Genomic DNA, 17,364 nt, shown 5'->3' on the forward strand with positions numbered 1-17,364 from the left:
GGACGCAACACCATGGGAATCATCGGCTGGATCGTGCTCGGCCTCATCGCCGGCGCCATCGCGAAGCTCATCCTCCCGGGCCGTCAGGGCGGCGGCTGGATCGTCACGCTGATCCTCGGCGTCGTGGGCGCCCTCCTCGGTGGCTTCCTCGGCTCCGTGCTCTTCAACGCACCGCTCGAGGACTTCTGGTCGCTGCAGACGTGGCTGCTCGCCATCGGCGGCTCCATCGTCGTGCTCCTGATCTGGGGCCTCGTCACGCGCAACCGCGGCAACGCGCGCGCGTAGTCGGACGACGCAGCAAGGGGGCGGCCTTCGGGCCGCCCCCTTCTTCGTCCGCGGGCGGCCTTCGGGCCGCCCCCTCTTCGTCAGCGGGGGCCCTTCGGGCTGCCCGTGGCCCCGTGTCCGGCTACAGCACGACCTCGGCGAGCTCGTCGACGTGGTCGAGGTCGCGCAGGTCGAGCACCTGGAGGTAGACGCGCTCCACGCCGTCCTCGGCCAGGGCGCCGAGGCGGTCCTCGAGCTCCGCGGGGCTGCCGGCGAGGCCGTGCTCGCGCAGCTCCTCGGGCTCGCGGCCGATCGCCGCGGCGCGGCGGCGGAACGTCGCCTCGTCGGCGCCGAGGCAGGCGACGAGCGCGACGGATCGCACGACGGGACGCGTGCGCTCGGCGCGCTCGATCGCCGCGTCCAGGGCGGCGAACAGCGGCCGGATGCGGTCGAACGCCGGGAAGGGCAGGTTGTGCTCGTCGGCGAACTCGGCGGCGAGCCGCGGCGTGCGGCGCTCGCCCAGGCCGCCGACGATCACCGGCAGGCGGTCCTGCACCGGCTTCGGGAGGGCGGGGGAGTCGACGAGCTCGTAGTGCTCGCCCTCGAACGTGAATCGCGCGCCGGCGGGCGTCTCCCACATGCCGGTCACGATGGCGAGCTGCTCCTCGAGCAGGTCGAAGCGGCGGTCGGGGAACGGGATCCCGTAGGCGCGGTGCTCCTGCTCGAACCAGCCGGTGCCGAGGCCGAGCTCGGCGCGGCCGCCCGACATCTGGTCGACGTTCGCGGCCTGCACGGCGAGGATGCCGGGCGCGCGGTACGTGACCGACGAGACGAGCGTGCCGAGGCGGATCCGCTCCGTCTCGCGCGCGAGCCCCGCGAGGCTCGTCCACGCATCCGTGGGGCCGTAGCCGGGGTCGCCGTCGCCCATGCGCAGGTAGTGGTCGGAGCGGAAGAAGCCATCGAAGCCGCGCTGCTCGGTGCGCTGCGCGATGGCGAGGAGGTCGTCGTACGAGGCGCCCTGCTGCGGCTCGGTGAAGATGCGGAAGTCCATGCCGCCAGCCAAGCACAGCGTGCCTCGGCGCCCGGGCCGCCGCCCGCGCCTAGGCTCGTGCGGTGGCGAACGGCAGGGGCATGGACTGGGGCTCGTGGGGCGGCGACGTCCTCTCGGCGGAGGCGAAGGCGGCGCGGCAGGCGCCGGCGCCTGAGCGGGTCGAGGCGGTGCGCGACCTCGTCGTGGAGCGCCACGACGGGTGGGTCGGCGCCGTCCTCGGCATCGAGGCCGGGCACGTGCGGCTCGAGGACCGTCGTGGCCGCGCGCGGCTGTTCCCGCTCGGGCGCGGCTTCCTCGTCGACGGGGTGGAGGTCGAGCTGGTCGTGCCGGCCGCGCGGGCGGCGGCGGCAACCCGCACCGCGTCGGGGTCTCGCGCTGTCGCCGACCACCGGGCGCGCGTGGCGCTGCCGAGCCGCATCCTCGTCGAGGGCACGCACGACGCGGAGCTCGTGGAGCAGGTCTGGGGCCACGACCTGCGGGTCGAGGGCGTCGTCGTGGAGCCGCTGCACGGCGTCGACGACCTCGCGGGCGTCGTCGCGGAGTTCGCGCCGACCGCCGAGCGGCGCCTCGGCGTGCTCGTCGACCACCTCGTGCCCGGCTCGAAGGAATCGCGGATCGCGGAGGCCGTGCAGCGCGGGCCGCACGGCGCGCACGTGCGCGTCGTCGGGCACCCGTACATCGACATCTGGCAGGCGGTGAAGCCGTCGCGGCTCGGCATCGCGGGCTGGCCCGACGTGCCGCGCGGCGAGGATTGGAAGCAGGGGACGCTGCGGCGCCTGGGGATGCCGCACGGCGACCAGGAGTCTGTGGCGCGGGCCTGGCAGCGCATCCGCTCGCGGGTGCGCGACTGGAACGACCTCGAGCCGGCCCTGCTCGCGCGCGTCGAGGAGCTCATCGACTTCGTGACCACCTCGCGGCACTGAGGAGGGGGACCCCGCTCCACTCCGCTGGTCGAGGAGGCGCACCCCGCCTCGCTGGTCGAGGAGGCCGCGCCCGGAGGGCGCTGCCGTCTCGAGACCACCCGTGGCGCGTGTGTGGTCTCGAGACGCGTGCCGCCTGCGGCGTCACGCTCCTCGACCAGCGGAGGGGCGGGCAGCGGGTCTCATGACGCGTGCCGCCTGTGGCGGCGCGATCCTGGGCCCGTGAGAAGGGTCAGCCGGGCGCGCGGGTGCCAGGTCGAGCGCAGGCGTCAGAAGGGGTGCGGGCCGCCGGGCGGCGCGCCCGCCATGGCTGGCTCCCGGTCGTGGAAGCTGGGGATGCGTGCCCTGGGCGGGGGTTCGGGCTCGTCGGTGAGGATGGTGCCGGTGGGACTGGTCCATTCGAGGACGCCGCCGGGGAGCTGGCGGACGCGCCAGCGGGTGGCGTGCTTGATCGAGTGGTGACGCCTGCAGAGGTGGGCGAGGTTGCCGTCGGCGGTGGGGCCGCCGTGCGCGTGGTCGCGCGTGTGGTCGGCGTCGGCCCGGTGGGCGGGGGCGCCGCAGCCGGGGAAGCGGCAGCGGCCGTCGCGGGCGCGCAGCCAGCGGCGCTGCGCCGCGGAGGGCCGGTAGCGGTCGACGGCGAGCGCGCGGCCGGTGACGGGGGAGAGGAAGAGCCGCTCCCAGCCGGACGCGCCGGCCGCGAGCGCGCGTGCGGTGGCGGCGTCGACGAGCGTCCGCCCGTCGAGCGACGCCGGGTCCGGGTCGGCCGCGCCGTCGTCGGCCAGCAGCGCGGTCGCGGGGATGGTGACGGTGACGACGGGCGTGATCGCGGAGGCGGCGTGGGCGTCGTCGGGCGCCTGCCCGCACAGCAGCAGCTCCGCCAGCGCGTCGGCGCGCCGCTGGTCGATCGTGCGGTGATCGTCAGCCGGCAGGGCGCGGGCGGCCTGGGTGAGGCGGTCGAGGATCGCGGCACCGAGCAGCGCGGGCATGCGGGCGGCGATCTCGCACATCCCGTCGGGCAGCTCGTGCAGGCGCACGTGCCGCTCCTCGCGGGCGGCGTCGTACCGCTGCTGCAGCGGCGCCGACAGCGCCGCATCCACGATCCGCCGCGCCCGGCGCCGCAGCCTGGCCGGCGTCGTCGTCTCGGCGATCACGACCAGCTCCGCCTCCACCCGCGCCCGCACCTCCGGCGCCACCGCGGCATCGAGCCGAAGCGGCAGCGTCTCCGCGTCCAGCACCCGCAGGTGCGAGGCCGACAGCCGGCCCTCGCACGCCGCGGCGTGCGCGAGCGGCAGCTCCTCGACGATGGCCACCGCCTCGGTCATCGCGCGCTCCATCGTGACGTCGGAGACGCGCAGCTCGGCGCCCGCGATGGTCGCGAGCTCCCGCACGCGCATCGCGGTGTCGCCGCCCGCGTCGATCGCGCGCCGCAGCTGCTGCGCCAGCAGCGCTCGACGCTCGCCCGCGATGCGGGCGGACTGCGCCTCGAGCGCGCGCAGCCGCGCGGCGAAGGCGAGGTCGTCGTCGAGCGCGGAGGACGGTCGCGCAGGCGCCGCCGGGAGGTTCGCGCCCGCCGCGGCGAGCGCCTCGACCTCCGCATCGTCGAGGGAGAGGAGCCGCTCGAGCCACTCGGCATCGGCAGCGTCGAGCGACGATTCGAGCTCCTCGGCGGACGCACCTGCCGGATCGAGCACCGCACCGCTGCGCAGGAGCTCGATGAGCTCCCTCGCGTCGATGCCCGGCTCCGTCGTCATGCACCCATGGAAGTACCGGCCACTGACATCGGGACGGCGCCGACGCGCGCCGCCATCACTCCGCGGCAGCGGCCAGGATCGCGAGGAACCTCGCGTCGTCCTGCGGCCGATGGCCGGACCCTTCGAGCACCTCGTGCCGAGCCCCGGCCCGCACGAGCGCGGCCGCGATCGCCTCGTACTCCGCGTTCCAGCCGCCGGTCACGACGGTCGTCGGCACACCGCGCAGCATGCCCGCATCGATCCCGTGGCCCCACGGCCGTTCGGTGCGCGTGAGCAGCGACGCGAGCGCCCGCTCGTCCTCCCAGCGATCCTCGTCGAACGGCCCGCCGAGCAGTGCCGGCCGCGCTCGGGCCCAGAACGCCTGGAGCGAGGGCAGCGCGCCGTGCGCCGCATCCATCGCCGCGACGTGCGCCTCGACGGCGGCGGCGCCTCGCGCGAGGTCGAACAGCGCCGGCTCGCAGAGCACGAGCGCGGCGGGCGGCGACGCGAGCATCGGCAGCGCGAGCACGGCCGCGACGCCCCCGAGCGAGTGCGCGACGACCACGTCGCCGGGCCCGACGGCGACGGCCACAGCCTCCGCCCGCTCGAGCGCCGTCGGCAGGTCCGCGAGGTCGAGCGCGACGGTCCCGTCGAGCAGCGCCGCGGGCCACGCGGCGGCGCCGGAGCGCCCCGCGCCGTGCACGAGGACGAGCGCCACCTCAGCCGCCGTCCGAAGACCAGCGACAACGACGCACGCCGAGCATCACCTCACCCGAGCCGCTCGAGCGGCTGCACCTCGACGAGCGCCGGCAGCTTCGCCGCCCGCCCGTCGCCCGACGACCGCCCCGTCAGGCGCCGCCCGATCCAGGGCAGCACGAACTCCCGGTAGTACCCGGCCGTCCGCCGCCCCTCCGCCGTCGACACCGCGGTGAGGTCGCGCCACTGCGGCGGCGAGTCGGCGCCGAGCGCCCGCAGCACGTTCGTCGCGGCGTGGGCGTGCCCTGCCGCGTTGAGGTGCAGGCGGTCCTGCGACCAGAAGCGGGGGCTGCGCAGCTCCGGATCCGACCAGTTGTCGATGTACGGCGCGTCGAGGTCGGCGATGCGCGACTCCACGGCGCGCGCGAGCGCGTCGCCGCGGCGCTGGAACACCGCGCCGATCGGCATGACCTCGCTCGGGTTGCCGCCCGAGAGCAGGATGGGACGGATGCCGGCGGCGGCGATGCGATGCGCAGCGGCGGCGAGCGCGGCGCCGACGCCCTCGATCGAGACGCGCGGACGCAGGATGTCGTTGCCGCCGCCGTTCAGGCTGATCGCATCGGGCTGCAGCGCGATCGCGGCGTCGAGCTGCTCCGAGAGGATGCCCGCGAGCTTGCGGCCGCGGATCGCGAGGTTCGCGTACCCGACCGGCCGCCCCTGCGCCGTCGCGAGCCCGGCCGCGACGAAGTCGGCCCAGCCGCGCACCGTGCCGTCGGGCAGCTCGTCGCCGACGCCCTCCGTGAAGCTGTCGCCGATGGCCACGAACGATCGGATCTCCTGCACCGCGCCAGCCTATGACGGCCGTCCATGACCACGCCGAGCCGGGCGACGCCGGCGGATGCGGGCGCGGCTACGATGGAGGCGACACGGGAGTCCGGTGCGCCGGGCTGAGAGGGAGGCCGAAGCCTCCGACCGTCGAACCTGATCCGGATCATGCCGGCGCAGGGAGGACACTCATCACCCGTGCCGTCTCGCAACGAGGAAGGCACAGCATGACCACCACCGCACCCGCGGCCACCACGGCCGCCCGCTCCCGCACGAGCCGCTGGCGCGTCGTCGACATCGTCGTCGCCGCGGTCCTCGGCGTCGCGACGGGCCTCCTGTTCGTCGTCTGGAACGGCATCGGCTACGCCTGGTTCGAGGGCCTCCAGGCCCTCACGCCCGGCTTCGGCGGCCTCGCCGTGGGCATCTGGCTCATCGGCGGCGTGCTCGGCGGCCTCATCATCCGCAAGCCCGGCGCGGCGCTCTTCGTCGAGCTGCTCGCCGCGACCGTCTCGATGCTGCTGGGCAGCCAGTGGTCGATCGAGACCGTCTACTCCGGCATCGCGCAGGGCCTCGGCGCCGAGCTCGTGTTCGCCGCCATGGCGTACCGCCGGTTCGGCCTCCCCACGGCGATGCTCGCGGGTGTCGGCGCGGCCGTCGCGGCCTGGACGCTCGAGCTGTTCCTCTCGGCGAACCTCGCGAAGGGGGCGGAGTTCCTGGCCATCTACCTGGGCAGCGTCGTCGTGTCGGGCGCGATCCTCGCCGGCCTCGTCGGCTGGCTGCTCACGCGCGCGCTCGCCGCGACCGGCGTGCTCGACCGCTTCGCCTCGGGCCGCGCGCGCCGCAGGTGACCGGCTCCCGCATCCGCGCCCGCGGATGGGGCTGGCAGCACGCGGGGCGCGACGCCGCCGCCGTCGCCGGGCTCGACCTCGACGTCGAGCCCGGCGAGCGGCTGCTGCTGCTCGGCCCCTCGGGCGCGGGCAAGTCGACGCTCCTCTCGGCGCTCGCCGGCGTGCTCGGCGGCGACGAGGAGGGCGACGAGACGGGCGAGCTCGCCGTCGACGGCGCGCATCCGTCGACGCTGCGCGGCACGGCGGGCCTCGTGCTGCAGGACCCGCAGGCGAACACGATCCTGTCGCGCGTCGGCGACGACGTGGCCTTCGGCTGCGAGAACCTCGCGGTGCCGCGCGACGAGATCTGGCGCCGCGTCGCCGATGCGCTCGACGCCGTCGGCCTCGACGTCGCGCTCGACCGCTCGACCGCCGCGCTGTCGGGCGGCCAGCGCCAGCGCCTCGCCCTCGCGGGCGTGCTGGCGATGCGGCCAGGGCTCATCCTGCTCGACGAGCCGACCGCCAACCTCGACCCCGAGGGCGTCGTGGAGGTGCGGGATGCGGTCGCGCGCGTCGCCGCCGAGACGGGCGCGACGCTCGTCGTCGTCGAGCACCGCGTCGACACCTGGCTGCCGGTGGTCGACCGCGTCGTCGTGCTCGCGCCCGGCGGCGGCGCGATCGCCGACGGCACGCCCGACGCGGTGCTCGGCGCCCACGGGGCGGCGCTCGCCGCGCAGGGCGTGTGGGTGCCCGGCATCCCGATCGACGTGCCCCGGCCCGAGCGCCGGCCCGGCCCCGCGCTGCTCGTCGCCGACGGGCTCCGATCCGGCCGCCGCGTCGCCGTGCACGCGCCCGTCTCGCTCGAGGTCGCGGCGGGGGAGGCGCTGGCCGTGACCGGCCCGAACGGCGCCGGCAAGTCGACCCTCGCCCTCACGCTCGCCGGCCTCCTGCCGCCCGTCGACGGCTCGCTCGCGGCCACCGAGGCGCTGCGCGGCGGGAACCTCGCCGAGCCCGCGCCCGTCCGCTGGCGCCCCAAGCAGCTCGCCACCCGCATCGGCACCGTCTTCCAGCAGCCCGAGCACCAGTTCGTGGCGCCGCGCGTGCGCGACGAGGTGGCCGCGGGCCTCCGCGCCCTCCGCCGCCCCGAGGCCGAGGTCGCCGCGACCGTCGACGGCCTGCTCGCGGCGCTGCGCCTCGACGCGCTCGCCGACGCGAACCCGTTCACCCTCTCGGGCGGCGAGCAGCGGCGGCTCTCCGTCGCCACGGTGCTCGCGCCCGCGCCGCGCCTCGTCGTGCTCGACGAGCCCACCTTCGGCCAGGACCGCCGCACCTGGGCCGAGCTCGTGCGCCTCATCGCCGAGCTCGTCGACGAGCGCGGCTGCGCCGTCGTGGCCGTCACGCACGACGCCGACGTCGTGCGCATCCTCGGCGACCGGATCCTCCGCCTCGACGCTGCGGACGGCCTCGAAGGAAGCGGGACCGCGCGGGGAGCCGCCGCGTGACCGCCGTCGCGCGCGCCGCGCAGCGCACCCCGCCGCTCGAGCGCGTCAATCCCGTCACGCCGTTCGCGGCCGCGGTGCTCTACTCCATCCCGATGCTGCTCACCGTCGACGTCGTGAGCGCCGCCGTCGCGCTCGCCGCGTGGCTCGTGGTCTTCGCCGCCGCCGGCATCGGCCCGCGCACGATCCTCCGCCGCTCCTGGCCGCTGCTCCTCGCCGCGCCGCTCTCGGCGGTGAGCATGCTCCTGTACGCCGAGCCGTCCGGCCGCGTCCACGCGCAGGTGTGGCTCGCGACCATCAGCGACGGCTCCATCGAGCTCGCCTCGGCGATCCTGCTGCGCGTGCTCGCCATCGGCGTGCCGACGCTCGTCGGCATCGTCGGCGTCGACCCCACGCGGCTCGCCGACGGCCTCGCGCAGGTCGCGCACCTCCCGCACCGATTCGTGCTCGCCGCGCTCGCCGGCGTGCGCCTCTTCGGCGTGCTCGAGGAGGACTGGCGGCAGATCGCGCTCGCGCGCCGCGCCCGCGGCCTCGGCGACACCGGGCGCATCCGCCGCCTCCTGCAGGCCGCGTTCGCGCTGCTCGTCGTGGCGCTCCGCCGCGGCGGCACCCTCGCCACCGCCATGGAGGCCCGCGGCTTCGGCGGGCCGCAGGAAGGCCGCGCCGAGCGCACCTGGGCCCGGCCCTCCACGCTCTCGCGCGCCGATCTCGTGCTCGTCCTCCTCGCGCTCGCCGTCGCGGCGCTCGCCATCGGGGCCTCGGTGGCGGCAGGATCGTTCCGACCACCGTGGGCGGCCCACCTGTGACCGACGGGACGAGGGGAGCGGAGCGGATGCACGAGATCCTCTGCATCGTCGACGGCCGATCCGGGTCGGGCAAGACGCGCCTCGCCCAGGCCCTGGCCGCCGAGCTCGGCGCCCGGGTCGTGCACATGGACGACCTCTACGCCGGCTGGCACGGCCTCGCGACCGGCTCGCGGCTGCTCGAGCGCGGCATCCTCGCGCCGCTCGCGGCGGGCCAAGAGGCGGTCTGGCGGCGCTGGGACTGGGCGGAGGGCGACTGGGGCCCCGAGGACCGCGCCCGGCCGGGCGACCGGCTCGTCGTCGAGGGCTGCGGCTCGCTCACCCTCGCGTCGCGCGAGCACGCGGCGCGCGCCATCTGGCTCGATGCCCCCGAGGACGTGCGGCGCGCCCGCGCCCTCGAGCGGGACGGCGAGGACGCCTGGTGGGACCTGTGGCGCGAGCAGGAGGATGCGCACATCGCCGCGAACGACCCCGCGGCGCTCGCCGACGAGGTGCGTCGCACCTGAGCCTGGACGGCCACCGTGGGCGGTCATGGCGGGCGGGCGTAGTCTGACCGCCGGCGCCGATGCCGCGCCCGATCGAGCCGCGTGCTCGTCCCCGTCTCACCACCCAGGAGGCACCATGCCCATCCCTACGAAGGCCCTGCAGAAGACCGGCCCCGACCAGCCGTACCGCGTCGCGACCATCGAGCGCCGCGACCCGCGCCCGAACGACGTCGTCATCGCCATCAAGGCCGCCGGCATCTGCCACTCCGACATCCACACCATCCGCGACGAGTGGGGCAAGGCGCCCTTCCCGCTCACCGTCGGTCACGAGATCGCGGGCGTCGTCGAGGCCGTCGGCGACGCCGTCACGAAGCACGCCGTCGGCGACCGCGTGGGCGTCGGCTGCCTCGTGGACTCGTGCGGCGAGTGCGAGCAGTGCCGGAACGACGAGGAGCAGGACTGCCTGAACGGCAACGTCGGCACCTACGCCTCCGTCGACCGCGACGGCTCGATCACGCAGGGCGGCTACGCCGAGAAGGTCGTCGTCGACGAGCGCTTCGTGCTCTCGATCCCCGAGGGCATCGAGCTCGACGTCGCCGCGCCGCTGCTGTGCGCCGGCATCACGCTCTACTCGCCCATCGACCGCTGGGGCGTCGGCGAGGGCACGAAGGTCGCCGTCGTCGGCCTCGGCGGCCTCGGCCACATGGGCGTGCAGCTCTCGGCCGCGAAGGGCGCCGACGTCACCGTGCTCTCGCGCTCGCTCGCCAAGGAGGAGCTCGCGAAGGAGCTCGGCGCCGCGCGCGTCGTCGCCACCGGCGAGGAGGGCTGGGCGGAGGCCCACAAGGGCGAGTTCGACGTCATCCTCAACACGGTGAGCGCCGACCTCGACCTCGGCACGTACCTCTCGATCCTCAAGCCGCACGGCGCGATGGTGAACGTGGGCCTGCCGCCCGAGCCGCAGCAGCTGCACCTCGGCGCCCTCATCGGCGGCGGCAAGGTGCTCGCCGGCTCGAACATCGGCGGCATCCGCCAGACGCAGGAGATGCTCGACTTCTGCGCCGAGCACGGCATCGGCGCCGTCATCGAGAAGATCGGCGTCGACGACGTGGACGCGGCCTACGACCGGGTCGTCGACGGCGACGTGCGCTTCCGCTTCGTCATCGACACCGCGACGTTCGCCGACGCGGAGGCCGTGGCCTAGCCCGTCCGACCGTCGGGGCCCCGCTGCGCGAGCGATCGCCGGCGGGGCCCCGCTACGCCCAGCCCAGCTCGTGCAGCTGCTCGTCGTCGATGCCGTAGAAGTGCGCGATCTCGTGCACGAGCGTCGTGCGCACCTCGTCGCGCAGCTCCTCCTCGGTGTCGCAGGCGTCGAGGTGGGGGAGGCGATAGACCATGATGCGGTCGGGCAGCTCGCCGAAGCCGTACTGCCCCCGGTCGGTGATCGCGACGCCCTCGTAGAGCCCCATGAGGTCCTCGTCGGGGTGCTCGTCCTCGACGAGGAACACGACGTTCTCGAGCCCGTCGACGATCTCGTCCTCGAGGCCGTCGAGCACCTCCGTGACGAGCGCCTCGAACGCCTCCGCGGTCATCTCCATGCCGTCCATCCTCGCGCCTGGCGGACGACGGGAGGCTGAGGCCCGACGCACGAGCAGGTTAGGGCACCCTTACCCCGGTGCTACGCTGGCGCCGACATGAGCATCGCGACCGAGCCCCGTCCCGTCCCCGCCCCGCGCCCGCCGCGGCCGCAGCACGTGCTGGAGGTCCTCTCGACCGAACGGCTCACCCCGCGCATGGTGCGGCTCCGGCTCGGCGGCGAGGGCTTCGCGACGTTCGCGCCGAACGCGTGGAGCGATGCGTACGTGAAGCTCGTCTTCGTGCCGGCCGAGCTCGGGCTCGAGCCGCCGTACGACCTCGCCCACCTGCGCGAGACGCTGCCGCCCGAGCAGCGCCCGGTAACGCGCACGTACTCGGTTCGGGCGGTCGAGGAGCACGCGATCGTGCTCGACTTCGTGGTCCACGGCGACGAGGGGCTCGCGGGCCCATGGGCCGCCGCGGCGCAGCCGGGCGATCGCATCGCGCTGCACGGCCCCGGCGGCGGCTACGCGCCGGATGCGGAGGCCGACCACCACCTGCTCGTGGGCGACGAGTCGGCCCTCCCGGCGATCTCGGCGGCGCTCGAGGCGCTGTCCGCCGACGCGCGCGGCGTCGCGCTCGTCGAGGTGCACGACGCCGACGACGAGCTCGCGATCGCGCATCCCGCGGGCGTCGAGCTGCGCTGGATCCACCGCGGCGCCCCGTCGCCCGCGACCGTGCCGACGCTCGCCGAGGCGGTCGCCGCGCTCGAGTGGCCCGAAGGGCGCGTGCAGGCGTTCGTGCACGGCGAGCGCGAGTCGGTCAAGGCGCTCCGCGACGTGCTGTTCCAGCAGCGCGGCCTCTCGCGCGGCCAGGTCTCGATCTCGGGCTACTGGGCGCTCGGGCGCACCGAGGATCGCTTCCAGGCCGAGAAGCGCGAGCCGATCGGCGTCATACTCCCGCCGGAGGCCTGATGGGCGACGGCGACGCGATGGAGCAGGCCATCCTCGCGCTGCTCGCCGAGCGCCGCGAGGGCGCCACGACCTGCCCGAGCGACGCCGCGCGGCGCGTCGGCGGCGACGACGAGGCCGACTGGCGGCCGCTCATGGACGAGGCGCGGGCCGCGGCCGCTCGGCTCGTCGAGCGCGGCGAGGTCGTCATCACGCAGAGGGGCGAGGTCGTCGACCTCGCGACGGCGCGCGGGCCCATCCGCATCCGCCGCGCCTGAGCGGCCCGCCCGCACGGCGCACGTCCAGCGACGACCGTCACCATGGGGCCATGCGCCACCTCTGGAACCGAGTGCTGAGCATCGTCGTGAACACCGTCGCCGGCTTCGTCGCGATCCCGGGTGCCCACGCGATCGTGGACGTCGGCCCCGAGGGCGAGCGACCGCGACGCCGTCGTCGCTGACCCGGAGGACGCCGCCCGAGCACGACGAAGCCCCGGTCTCTCGACCGGGGCTCCTGACTGGGGTGAGTAACGGGGCTTGAACCCGCGGCCTCCTCGACCACAACGAGGCGCTCTACCAACTGAGCTATACCCACCATGGCCCTATGCAGGGCCTCGTGCGCCGGAGCGCAACCAGAACAGCATACGACATCCCGGGCCCCTCCGACGACACGGCGGGCGCGTGCCGCGGTCAGCCGGGCAGGTGCTCCGCGAAGCCCTCCGAGACCTCGGCCGAGATCGCCTGTAGCTCCTCGCTCGTGCGGTCGGCGGCGTCGCCGAAGAGCGCGGCGCGGTAGTAGCGCAGCTCGCGGATCGACTCGAGGATGTCGGCGAGCGCGCGGTGCCCGCCGGCCTTCACGGGCGCCTGGAAGTAGGCGCGCGGCGCCCAGCGACGGGCGAGCTCCTTGATGCTCGAGACGTCGATCGAGCGGTAGTGGAGGTAGCCGTCGAGCGCGGGCATGGAGCGGGCGAGGAACATCCGGTCGGTGCCGATGGTGTTGCCGCCGAGCGGTGCGCTGCGCTCGAGCGGCACGAAGCGCTGCACGTACTCGAGCACGCGCAGCTCGGCCTCGGCGACGCTCACGCCGTGCGGGATCTCCTGGTCGAGGCCGCTCGTCGCGTGCATGGTGCGCACGAAGTCGCCCATGTGCTCGAGCGCGGCGTCGCTCGCGCGGATGACGATCTGGAGGCCCGGGTCGAGCACCCGCAGCTCGAAGTCGGTGACGACGACCGCCACCTCGACGAGCTCGTCGATCGACGGGTCGAGGCCCGTCATCTCGCAGTCGATCCACACGATCCGGTCCGCAGCAGCCACGCGACGACCCTACTGCGCCCCGCCCACGGCGGACGCGTCAGCCCAGGGCGGCGAGGATCTCGTCGGGGGAGACATCGGCGAGGGTGCCGAGGGTGCGCTCCGCCGGCACTGGCGCGTGGGCGAGCTGCGTGGTGAGGAACCAGAGCCGGGCGCCGGCGGCCACGGCCGACCGCGCCCCGGATCCGGAGTCCTCGAACGCGATCGAGCGGGATGCGTCGGCCCCCAGCCGCGCGATCGCGGTCGCGTAGGGCTCGGGGTCGGGCTTCGATCGCTCGACGTCGTCGGCGGAGACGGCGAAGCGCAGCGCCCCGGCGGGCGCCGCGGCGAGCAGCGCCTGCGCGTTCACCGACGCGGCGTTCGTCACGAGCGCGGCGGGCACGCCGAGCTCGGCGACGCGCTCGAGCAGGCGCAGGCTGCCCGGCAGCCAGGGCACGTCGTCGCGCACCTCGTCGGCCACGTCGCCCGCGACCCGGGCGATGATCGCGGCGAGCTCGAGCGCCGCGCCGCGCTCGCGCATGACCGCCGCCCACTCCTCCATGGGGCGCCCCGTGGTCCAGTGGCAGTCCTCGGCCGTCCAGGCGAAGCCCTGCTCGCGGGCGAAGCCGCGCATCCGCTCGTGCCAGATCGGCTCCGAGTCCACGAGGGTGCCGTCCATGTCGAGCAGGAGCGCGGCGGGGCGAGCGTGCATGTGGACAGCCTGTCAGACCCCTTCCGGGCAGATCGATAGGTTGGCCGGGCGCCGGGCGCGTCGACACGACGCGCGAGCGGTGGATCGGCACGAGGGAGTGGACATGGCAGAGCAGACAGCGACGATGAGCCCGCGGAAGTGGCGCATCATCGGACCGGGCATCGTCGTCGCGGCGACGGGCGTGGGCGCCGGCGACCTCGTCGCGACCCTCGTCGCCGGCTCCAACTACGGCTACCTGCTGCTGTGGGCCGTGATCGTCGGCACCGTCTTCAAGATCGTGCTCGTCGAGGGCGCGGGCCGGTACTCGCTCGCCTCCGGCCGCACGATCTTCGCCGGCTGGCGCACCCTCGGCCGCTGGACCACCTGGTACTTCGGGCCGTACATCGTCGTGTGGGGCTTCGTCTACGGCGCGACCGCGATGCTGTCGTCGGCGCTGCCGCTCGCGACGATGCTGCCCGCCGTGCCGCTCGAGGCGTGGGCGATCGGGACGGGCCTCATCGGCTTCGCGCTCGTCTGGTGGGGCAAGTACCCCCTCGTCGAGAAGGTCATGGCGCTCTTCGTGGGGATCATGTTCGTCACCGTCGTCGGCGCGGCGGTGCTGACGCTGCCGAACCTCGGCGAGATCCTCGCGGGCCTCGTGCCGATCATCCCCGAGGGCGGCCTCATCACCACGCTCGCGCTCGCAGGCGGCGTCGGCGGCACCATCACGCTCGCCGCCTACGGGTACTGGCTGCGCGAGAAGGGCTGGAGCGACGCGTCCTGGATGCGCGTCATGCGCCTCGACAACGCGGTCGCCTACGTCATCACTGGCGTCTTCGTCATCGCGATGCTCATCGTCGGCGCCGAGCTGCTCTACTCGGCGAACATCGCCATCTCGACGGGCGACCGTGGTCTGCTGGACCTCTCGGGCGTGCTCGCCGAGCGCTACGGCGCGGTGTTCGGCGTGATCTTCCTCATCGGCTTCTGGGCGTCGTCGTTCTCGTCGCTCATCGGCGTCTGGAACGGCGTGAGCCTCATGTTCGCCGACTTCGTGGGCACCACGCGCGGCCTCGAGCTCGACGACCGCCGCATGCACGCCGGCGGCACCTACTACCGGGCGTACGTGCTGTGGCTCACGTTCCCGCCGATGATCCTCGTGTTCCTCGGCCAGCCGATCGCGGTGATCCTCGCCTACGGCGTGCTCGGTGCGCTGTTCATGCCGTTCCTGGCGCTCACGCTGCTCGGCCTGCTCAACACCGACCGCACGCCGAAGGAGTGGCGCAACGGCTGGTTCGGCAACGCGCTGCTCGCGATCTGCGCGCTCGTGTTCCTCGCGCTCGGCGCGAACGAGCTCATCAAGGCGATCACGGGCTTCGTCACGAACCTGCAGGGCGGCGCCTGACCGTCCAGGAGGCCCCGGCTGGATTCGAACCAGCGACGGCAGATGAGAGGGCTGGAGTGCCCCCGGCTGGATTCGAACCAGCGACGGCAGATGAGAGGGCTGGAGTGCCCCCGGCTGGATTCGAACCAGCGACGGCAGATGAGAGGGCTGGAGTGCCCCCGGCTGGATTCGAACCAGCGACGGCAGATGAGAGGGCTGGAGTGCCCCGGGCTGGATTCGAACCAGCGACCGGCAGATGAGAGGGCTGGAGTGCCCCGGGCTGGATTCGAGCCAGCGACCGGCAGATGAGAAGGCTGGAGTGCCCCGGGCTGGATTCGAGCCAGCGACCGGCAGATGAGAAGGCTGGAGTGCCCCGGGCTGGATTCGAGCCAGCGACCGGCAGATGAGAAGGCTGGAGTGCCCCGGGCTGGATTCGAGCCAGCGACCGGCAGATGAGAAGGCTGGAGTGCCCCCGGCTGGATTCGAACCAGCGACCGACAGATTAGAAGGCTGTTGCTCTATCCACTGAGCTACGGAGGCGCGCTCCGATCATAGGAGCCCCGCGGCGCGCGGGCGCCGCGCCAGGGCGGCCACAGGCCCGCCGCGTAGCCTGTCCCGGTGCTCGACCTGATGCTCCAGACTGCCCCCGACAGCTCCGAGCTCACCGGCGTCGCCGCGTGGGCGGTGGGCCTGATGGAGACCGTGGGCGCTCCCGGCGCGGGCCTCGCGATCGCCGCCGAGAACCTCTTCCCGCCGATCCCGAGCGAGGTCATCCTGCCGCTCGCGGGCTTCACCGCCGCGACGGGCGGGTTCACGCTCGCCGAGGCGATCATCTGGACGACGGTCGGCTCGGTCGTCGGCGCGCTCGTGCTCTACGGCCTCGGGCGCCTGCTCGGCCACGACCGGCTCGCCGCGATCGCGGGCAAGATGCCGCTCGTCCGGGCCTCCGACATCACGAAGACCACCGACTGGTTCGCCAAGCACGGGCCGAAGGCCGTCCTCTTCGGCCGCTTCCTGCCGATCTTCCGCAGCCTCATCTCGATCCCCGCGGGCATCGAGCGCATGTCGATCCCGCTGTTCCTGCTGCTGACGCTCGTCGGGTCGGCCATCTGGAACACGATCTTCGTCATGATCGGCTTCACCCTCGGGCAGAACTGGCACGTGATCGAGCCGTACATGGACACGCTGCAGTGGGTGATCATCGGCGCGGTGGTGCTCGTGATCGTGTGGTGGGTCGTGGCGCGGATGCGGCTCAACCACCGCGAGGGCAAGCACCTGCTGCATGGCGAGTAGCGGCGCTCGCGACCGGCGCGCGAAGAAGTCCGACGGATCGGGAATGGAATCGCTCGACGTCGAGTTGTTCGAATCTGAAGCACTTGAGCTTCGAGCACTTCCACTCTCCGAAAGGACCGCCATGCTGCAGAACATCCCCGGCTACCTGCCCGGCACGTACGCCATCGACGGCGCGCACTCGAACGTCACGTTCTCGATCCGCCACATGATGGTGGCGAAGGTGCGCGGCGAGATCGAGGGCCTCGAGGGCACCATCGTGCTCGCCGAGCAGCCCGAGGAGTCGACCATCGAGGCGACCGTCGACCCGTCGACGATCAACACGAAGAACGCCGACCGCGACCAGCACCTCCGCTCGGGCGACTTCTTCGCCACCGAGGAGCACCCGGAGTGGACCTTCCGCTCGACCGGCGCCCGCGTCGAGGGCGACGACCTCTTCATCGACGGCGACCTGTCGATCAAGGGCGTCTCGAAGAACGTCGCGCTGCTCGTCGAGTTCGGCGGCATCGGCCCCGACACGTGGGGCGGCACCCGCGCCGGCGCCTCGGCCCGCACGCGCATCAAGCGCAGCGACTTCGGCATCACCTGGAACGTCGCGATCGAGTCGGGCGGCGTCATGCTCTCGGACGACGTCGACGTCGAGATCGAGATCTCGGCCGTCCTGCAGGTGCCCGCGGAGGTCTGAGCCTCAGCAGCACGGACGCGAGCGGGGTCGGGGCGAGCGCCTCGACCCCGCTCCGTCGTCCCGGCAGCTGTCCTGATGGAGCGGGGCGGCTACGGCCCGGTGAAGCAGGCGAGCGCGTCGTCGAGCGACCAGCCGCCGCCGATCGCGAGCAGCGCGGTGCCGCCGGGCACGAGGCGCCGCGCCTCGTAGGACGGGCCCGCGGGGCCGTCGAGCCGCGCGATGTAGCCGAGCGCGATGCCCGTCGTGCTCGTCACGCGCCAGAGGTCGTCGCGCACGCGCCGCGTGGTGACGCGCGGGGCGCGGGGCGCGATGCGCCGCTGCCCTGTGGTCATGATCGCCATGGCCGCTCCCTTCCTCGTCTCCGACGCTAGGCGCGGCCACCCACATGCCCCGGGGCACGGGATGC

The 17,364-nt window shown here is 74.2% G+C and carries 21 protein-coding genes, 2 tRNA genes and 1 riboswitch; of the genes, 13 read left to right on the forward strand and 10 right to left on the reverse strand.

The annotated features are described in order from the left end of the window. The first annotated feature begins 12 nt into the window (after positions 1 to 12). Positions 13 to 285 carry a GlsB/YeaQ/YmgE family stress response membrane protein gene (locus IEW90_RS06320; protein WP_188717160.1) on the forward strand — a complete coding sequence of 91 codons (273 nt, stop codon included), beginning with the start codon at positions 13 to 15 and terminating at the stop codon, positions 283 to 285. Positions 286 to 406: 121 nt separating this feature from the next. On the opposite strand, the gene IEW90_RS06325 is transcribed toward IEW90_RS06320, so the two are convergent. Continuing rightward, a complete protein-coding gene (locus tag IEW90_RS06325) occupies positions 407 to 1,315 on the reverse strand; it encodes an LLM class F420-dependent oxidoreductase (RefSeq protein ID WP_188717162.1) in 909 nt (302 codons plus the stop codon). An 80-nt stretch (positions 1,316 to 1,395) separates the two neighbouring features. Between IEW90_RS06325 and IEW90_RS06330 the strand changes: the two genes are divergently transcribed. Then, positions 1,396 to 2,238 (forward strand): DUF3097 family protein, encoded by an 843-nt coding sequence (locus IEW90_RS06330; RefSeq protein ID WP_188718047.1) that lies wholly within the window; start codon positions 1,396 to 1,398, stop codon positions 2,236 to 2,238. A 266-nt stretch (positions 2,239 to 2,504) separates the two neighbouring features. Here IEW90_RS06330 and IEW90_RS06335 read toward each other — a convergent pair whose 3' ends face one another. Genes IEW90_RS06335 through IEW90_RS06345 form a run of 3 tightly spaced genes read right to left on the reverse strand, consistent with a single transcriptional unit; the run spans position 2,505 to position 5,504 of the window. Beyond that, the gene (locus tag IEW90_RS06335; protein ID WP_188717164.1) at positions 2,505 to 3,986 is read right to left on the reverse strand and encodes an HNH endonuclease signature motif containing protein; all 1,482 of its coding nucleotides are present in this window, start codon (positions 3,984 to 3,986) and stop codon (positions 2,505 to 2,507) included. A gap of 55 nt (positions 3,987 to 4,041) precedes the next feature. Beyond that, complete coding sequence (locus IEW90_RS06340) at positions 4,042 to 4,683, reverse strand: alpha/beta fold hydrolase (protein ID WP_188717167.1); 642 nt, start codon at positions 4,681 to 4,683, stop codon at positions 4,042 to 4,044. 50 nt (positions 4,684 to 4,733) lie between these two features. Then, entirely contained in the window at positions 4,734 to 5,504 is a 771-nt protein-coding gene (locus tag IEW90_RS06345) for an SGNH/GDSL hydrolase family protein (RefSeq protein WP_188717169.1), read from the reverse strand. A 73-nt stretch (positions 5,505 to 5,577) separates the two neighbouring features. Next, positions 5,578 to 5,687, forward strand: a riboswitch (TPP riboswitch). Between the two features lie 26 nt (positions 5,688 to 5,713). Here IEW90_RS06345 and IEW90_RS06350 point away from each other — a divergent pair. From IEW90_RS06350 to IEW90_RS06370, 5 genes are all read left to right on the forward strand, one after another. Further along, positions 5,714 to 6,334 (forward strand): ECF transporter S component, encoded by a 621-nt coding sequence (locus IEW90_RS06350; RefSeq protein WP_188717172.1) that lies wholly within the window; start codon positions 5,714 to 5,716, stop codon positions 6,332 to 6,334. Next, entirely contained in the window at positions 6,331 to 7,815 is a 1,485-nt protein-coding gene (locus tag IEW90_RS06355) for an ABC transporter ATP-binding protein (protein WP_229679518.1), read from the forward strand. Before IEW90_RS06350 ends, IEW90_RS06355 begins: the two co-directional genes overlap by 4 nt. Then, positions 7,812 to 8,618, forward strand: coding sequence for an energy-coupling factor transporter transmembrane component T family protein (locus IEW90_RS06360; protein ID WP_188717174.1), 807 nt, complete (start codon positions 7,812 to 7,814; stop codon positions 8,616 to 8,618). The genes IEW90_RS06355 and IEW90_RS06360 overlap by 4 nt, the downstream gene beginning before the upstream one ends. 26 nt (positions 8,619 to 8,644) lie before the next feature. Then, entirely contained in the window at positions 8,645 to 9,121 is a 477-nt protein-coding gene (locus IEW90_RS06365; protein ID WP_188717176.1) for a nucleoside/nucleotide kinase family protein, read from the forward strand. Between the two features lie 115 nt (positions 9,122 to 9,236). Continuing rightward, positions 9,237 to 10,301, forward strand: coding sequence for an NAD(P)-dependent alcohol dehydrogenase (locus IEW90_RS06370; protein WP_188717177.1), 1,065 nt, complete (start codon positions 9,237 to 9,239; stop codon positions 10,299 to 10,301). Positions 10,302 to 10,353: 52 nt separating this feature from the next. Here IEW90_RS06370 and IEW90_RS06375 read toward each other — a convergent pair whose 3' ends face one another. After that, positions 10,354 to 10,695 (reverse strand): metallopeptidase family protein, encoded by a 342-nt coding sequence (locus IEW90_RS06375; protein ID WP_188717179.1) that lies wholly within the window; start codon positions 10,693 to 10,695, stop codon positions 10,354 to 10,356. Between the two features lie 96 nt (positions 10,696 to 10,791). Between IEW90_RS06375 and IEW90_RS06380 the strand changes: the two genes are divergently transcribed. The 3 genes from IEW90_RS06380 to IEW90_RS13915 are packed head-to-tail and all read left to right on the forward strand — an operon-like array spanning position 10,792 to position 12,082. After that, entirely contained in the window at positions 10,792 to 11,646 is an 855-nt protein-coding gene (locus IEW90_RS06380) for a siderophore-interacting protein (RefSeq protein ID WP_188717181.1), read from the forward strand. Beyond that, a complete protein-coding gene (locus tag IEW90_RS06385; protein ID WP_188717184.1) occupies positions 11,646 to 11,900 on the forward strand; it encodes a DUF3253 domain-containing protein in 255 nt (84 codons plus the stop codon). The genes IEW90_RS06380 and IEW90_RS06385 overlap by 1 nt, the downstream gene beginning before the upstream one ends. A gap of 50 nt (positions 11,901 to 11,950) precedes the next feature. Beyond that, positions 11,951 to 12,082 carry a hypothetical protein gene (locus tag IEW90_RS13915; RefSeq protein WP_268236818.1) on the forward strand — a complete coding sequence of 44 codons (132 nt, stop codon included), beginning with the start codon at positions 11,951 to 11,953 and terminating at the stop codon, positions 12,080 to 12,082. A 58-nt stretch (positions 12,083 to 12,140) separates the two neighbouring features. Here IEW90_RS13915 and IEW90_RS06390 read toward each other — a convergent pair. The 3 genes from IEW90_RS06390 to IEW90_RS06400 all read right to left on the reverse strand — a co-directional run bounded on the left by IEW90_RS06390 (position 12,141) and on the right by IEW90_RS06400 (position 13,623). Further along, positions 12,141 to 12,216: transfer RNA gene (locus IEW90_RS06390), tRNA-His, on the reverse strand. Positions 12,217 to 12,311: 95 nt separating this feature from the next. Then, positions 12,312 to 12,896, reverse strand: a complete 585-nt coding sequence (gene orn, locus IEW90_RS06395; RefSeq protein WP_188718049.1) for an oligoribonuclease — start codon at positions 12,894 to 12,896, stop codon at positions 12,312 to 12,314. Positions 12,897 to 12,972: 76 nt separating this feature from the next. Further along, the gene (locus IEW90_RS06400; RefSeq protein WP_188717186.1) at positions 12,973 to 13,623 is read right to left on the reverse strand and encodes an HAD family hydrolase; all 651 of its coding nucleotides are present in this window, start codon (positions 13,621 to 13,623) and stop codon (positions 12,973 to 12,975) included. 103 nt (positions 13,624 to 13,726) lie between these two features. Between IEW90_RS06400 and IEW90_RS06405 the strand changes: the two genes are divergently transcribed. Next, positions 13,727 to 15,004 carry an Nramp family divalent metal transporter gene (locus tag IEW90_RS06405; protein ID WP_188717188.1) on the forward strand — a complete coding sequence of 426 codons (1,278 nt, stop codon included), beginning with the start codon at positions 13,727 to 13,729 and terminating at the stop codon, positions 15,002 to 15,004. Between the two features lie 446 nt (positions 15,005 to 15,450). Here IEW90_RS06405 and IEW90_RS06410 read toward each other — a convergent pair. Then, positions 15,451 to 15,523 (reverse strand) — tRNA-Arg (locus tag IEW90_RS06410). A gap of 78 nt (positions 15,524 to 15,601) precedes the next feature. Between IEW90_RS06410 and IEW90_RS06415 the strand changes: the two genes are divergently transcribed. Both IEW90_RS06415 and IEW90_RS06420 read left to right on the forward strand, forming a co-directional pair. Beyond that, positions 15,602 to 16,276: a DedA family protein gene (locus IEW90_RS06415; protein WP_308421863.1), complete on the forward strand. Its 675-nt coding sequence runs from the start codon at positions 15,602 to 15,604 to the stop codon at positions 16,274 to 16,276. Between the two features lie 121 nt (positions 16,277 to 16,397). Then, complete coding sequence (locus tag IEW90_RS06420) at positions 16,398 to 16,958, forward strand: YceI family protein (RefSeq protein WP_188717190.1); 561 nt, start codon at positions 16,398 to 16,400, stop codon at positions 16,956 to 16,958. Positions 16,959 to 17,047: 89 nt separating this feature from the next. On the opposite strand, the gene IEW90_RS06425 is transcribed toward IEW90_RS06420, so the two are convergent. Then, on the reverse strand, positions 17,048 to 17,299 hold the full coding sequence (locus tag IEW90_RS06425) for a hypothetical protein (protein WP_188717192.1): 252 nt from the start codon (positions 17,297 to 17,299) through the stop codon (positions 17,048 to 17,050). Positions 17,300 to 17,364 lie beyond the last annotated feature (65 nt).

Origin of the sequence: Agrococcus terreus (assembly GCF_014645235.1) — a bacterium.
Lineage (GTDB): Bacteria > Actinomycetota > Actinomycetes > Actinomycetales > Microbacteriaceae > Agrococcus > Agrococcus terreus.

Bases quoted from the DNA above. Each gene is read 5' to 3' on its own strand.
- IEW90_RS06375 (WP_188717179.1), bottom strand. From the start codon at position 10,695: ATGGAGATGACCGCGGAGGCGTTCGAGGCGCTCGTCACGGAGGTGCTC.
- orn (WP_188718049.1), bottom strand. From the start codon at position 12,896: ATGACGGGCCTCGACCCGTCGATCGACGAGCTCGTCGAGGTGGCGGTC.
- IEW90_RS06335 (WP_188717164.1), bottom strand. From the start codon at position 3,986: ATGACGACGGAGCCGGGCATCGACGCGAGGGAGCTCATCGAGCTCCTG.
- IEW90_RS06370 (WP_188717177.1), top strand. From the start codon at position 9,237: ATGCCCATCCCTACGAAGGCCCTGCAGAAGACCGGCCCCGACCAGCCG.
- IEW90_RS06420 (WP_188717190.1), top strand. From the start codon at position 16,398: ATGCTGCAGAACATCCCCGGCTACCTGCCCGGCACGTACGCCATCGAC.
- IEW90_RS06325 (WP_188717162.1), bottom strand. From the start codon at position 1,315: ATGGACTTCCGCATCTTCACCGAGCCGCAGCAGGGCGCCTCGTACGAC.
- IEW90_RS06365 (WP_188717176.1), top strand. From the start codon at position 8,645: ATGCACGAGATCCTCTGCATCGTCGACGGCCGATCCGGGTCGGGCAAG.
- IEW90_RS06425 (WP_188717192.1), bottom strand. From the start codon at position 17,299: ATGGCGATCATGACCACAGGGCAGCGGCGCATCGCGCCCCGCGCCCCG.
- IEW90_RS06400 (WP_188717186.1), bottom strand. From the start codon at position 13,623: ATGCACGCTCGCCCCGCCGCGCTCCTGCTCGACATGGACGGCACCCTC.
- IEW90_RS06385 (WP_188717184.1), top strand. From the start codon at position 11,646: ATGGGCGACGGCGACGCGATGGAGCAGGCCATCCTCGCGCTGCTCGCC.
- IEW90_RS06350 (WP_188717172.1), top strand. From the start codon at position 5,714: ATGACCACCACCGCACCCGCGGCCACCACGGCCGCCCGCTCCCGCACG.
- IEW90_RS13915 (WP_268236818.1), top strand. From the start codon at position 11,951: ATGCGCCACCTCTGGAACCGAGTGCTGAGCATCGTCGTGAACACCGTC.
- IEW90_RS06320 (WP_188717160.1), top strand. From the start codon at position 13: ATGGGAATCATCGGCTGGATCGTGCTCGGCCTCATCGCCGGCGCCATC.
- IEW90_RS06405 (WP_188717188.1), top strand. From the start codon at position 13,727: ATGGCAGAGCAGACAGCGACGATGAGCCCGCGGAAGTGGCGCATCATC.
- IEW90_RS06380 (WP_188717181.1), top strand. From the start codon at position 10,792: ATGAGCATCGCGACCGAGCCCCGTCCCGTCCCCGCCCCGCGCCCGCCG.
- IEW90_RS06330 (WP_188718047.1), top strand. From the start codon at position 1,396: ATGGACTGGGGCTCGTGGGGCGGCGACGTCCTCTCGGCGGAGGCGAAG.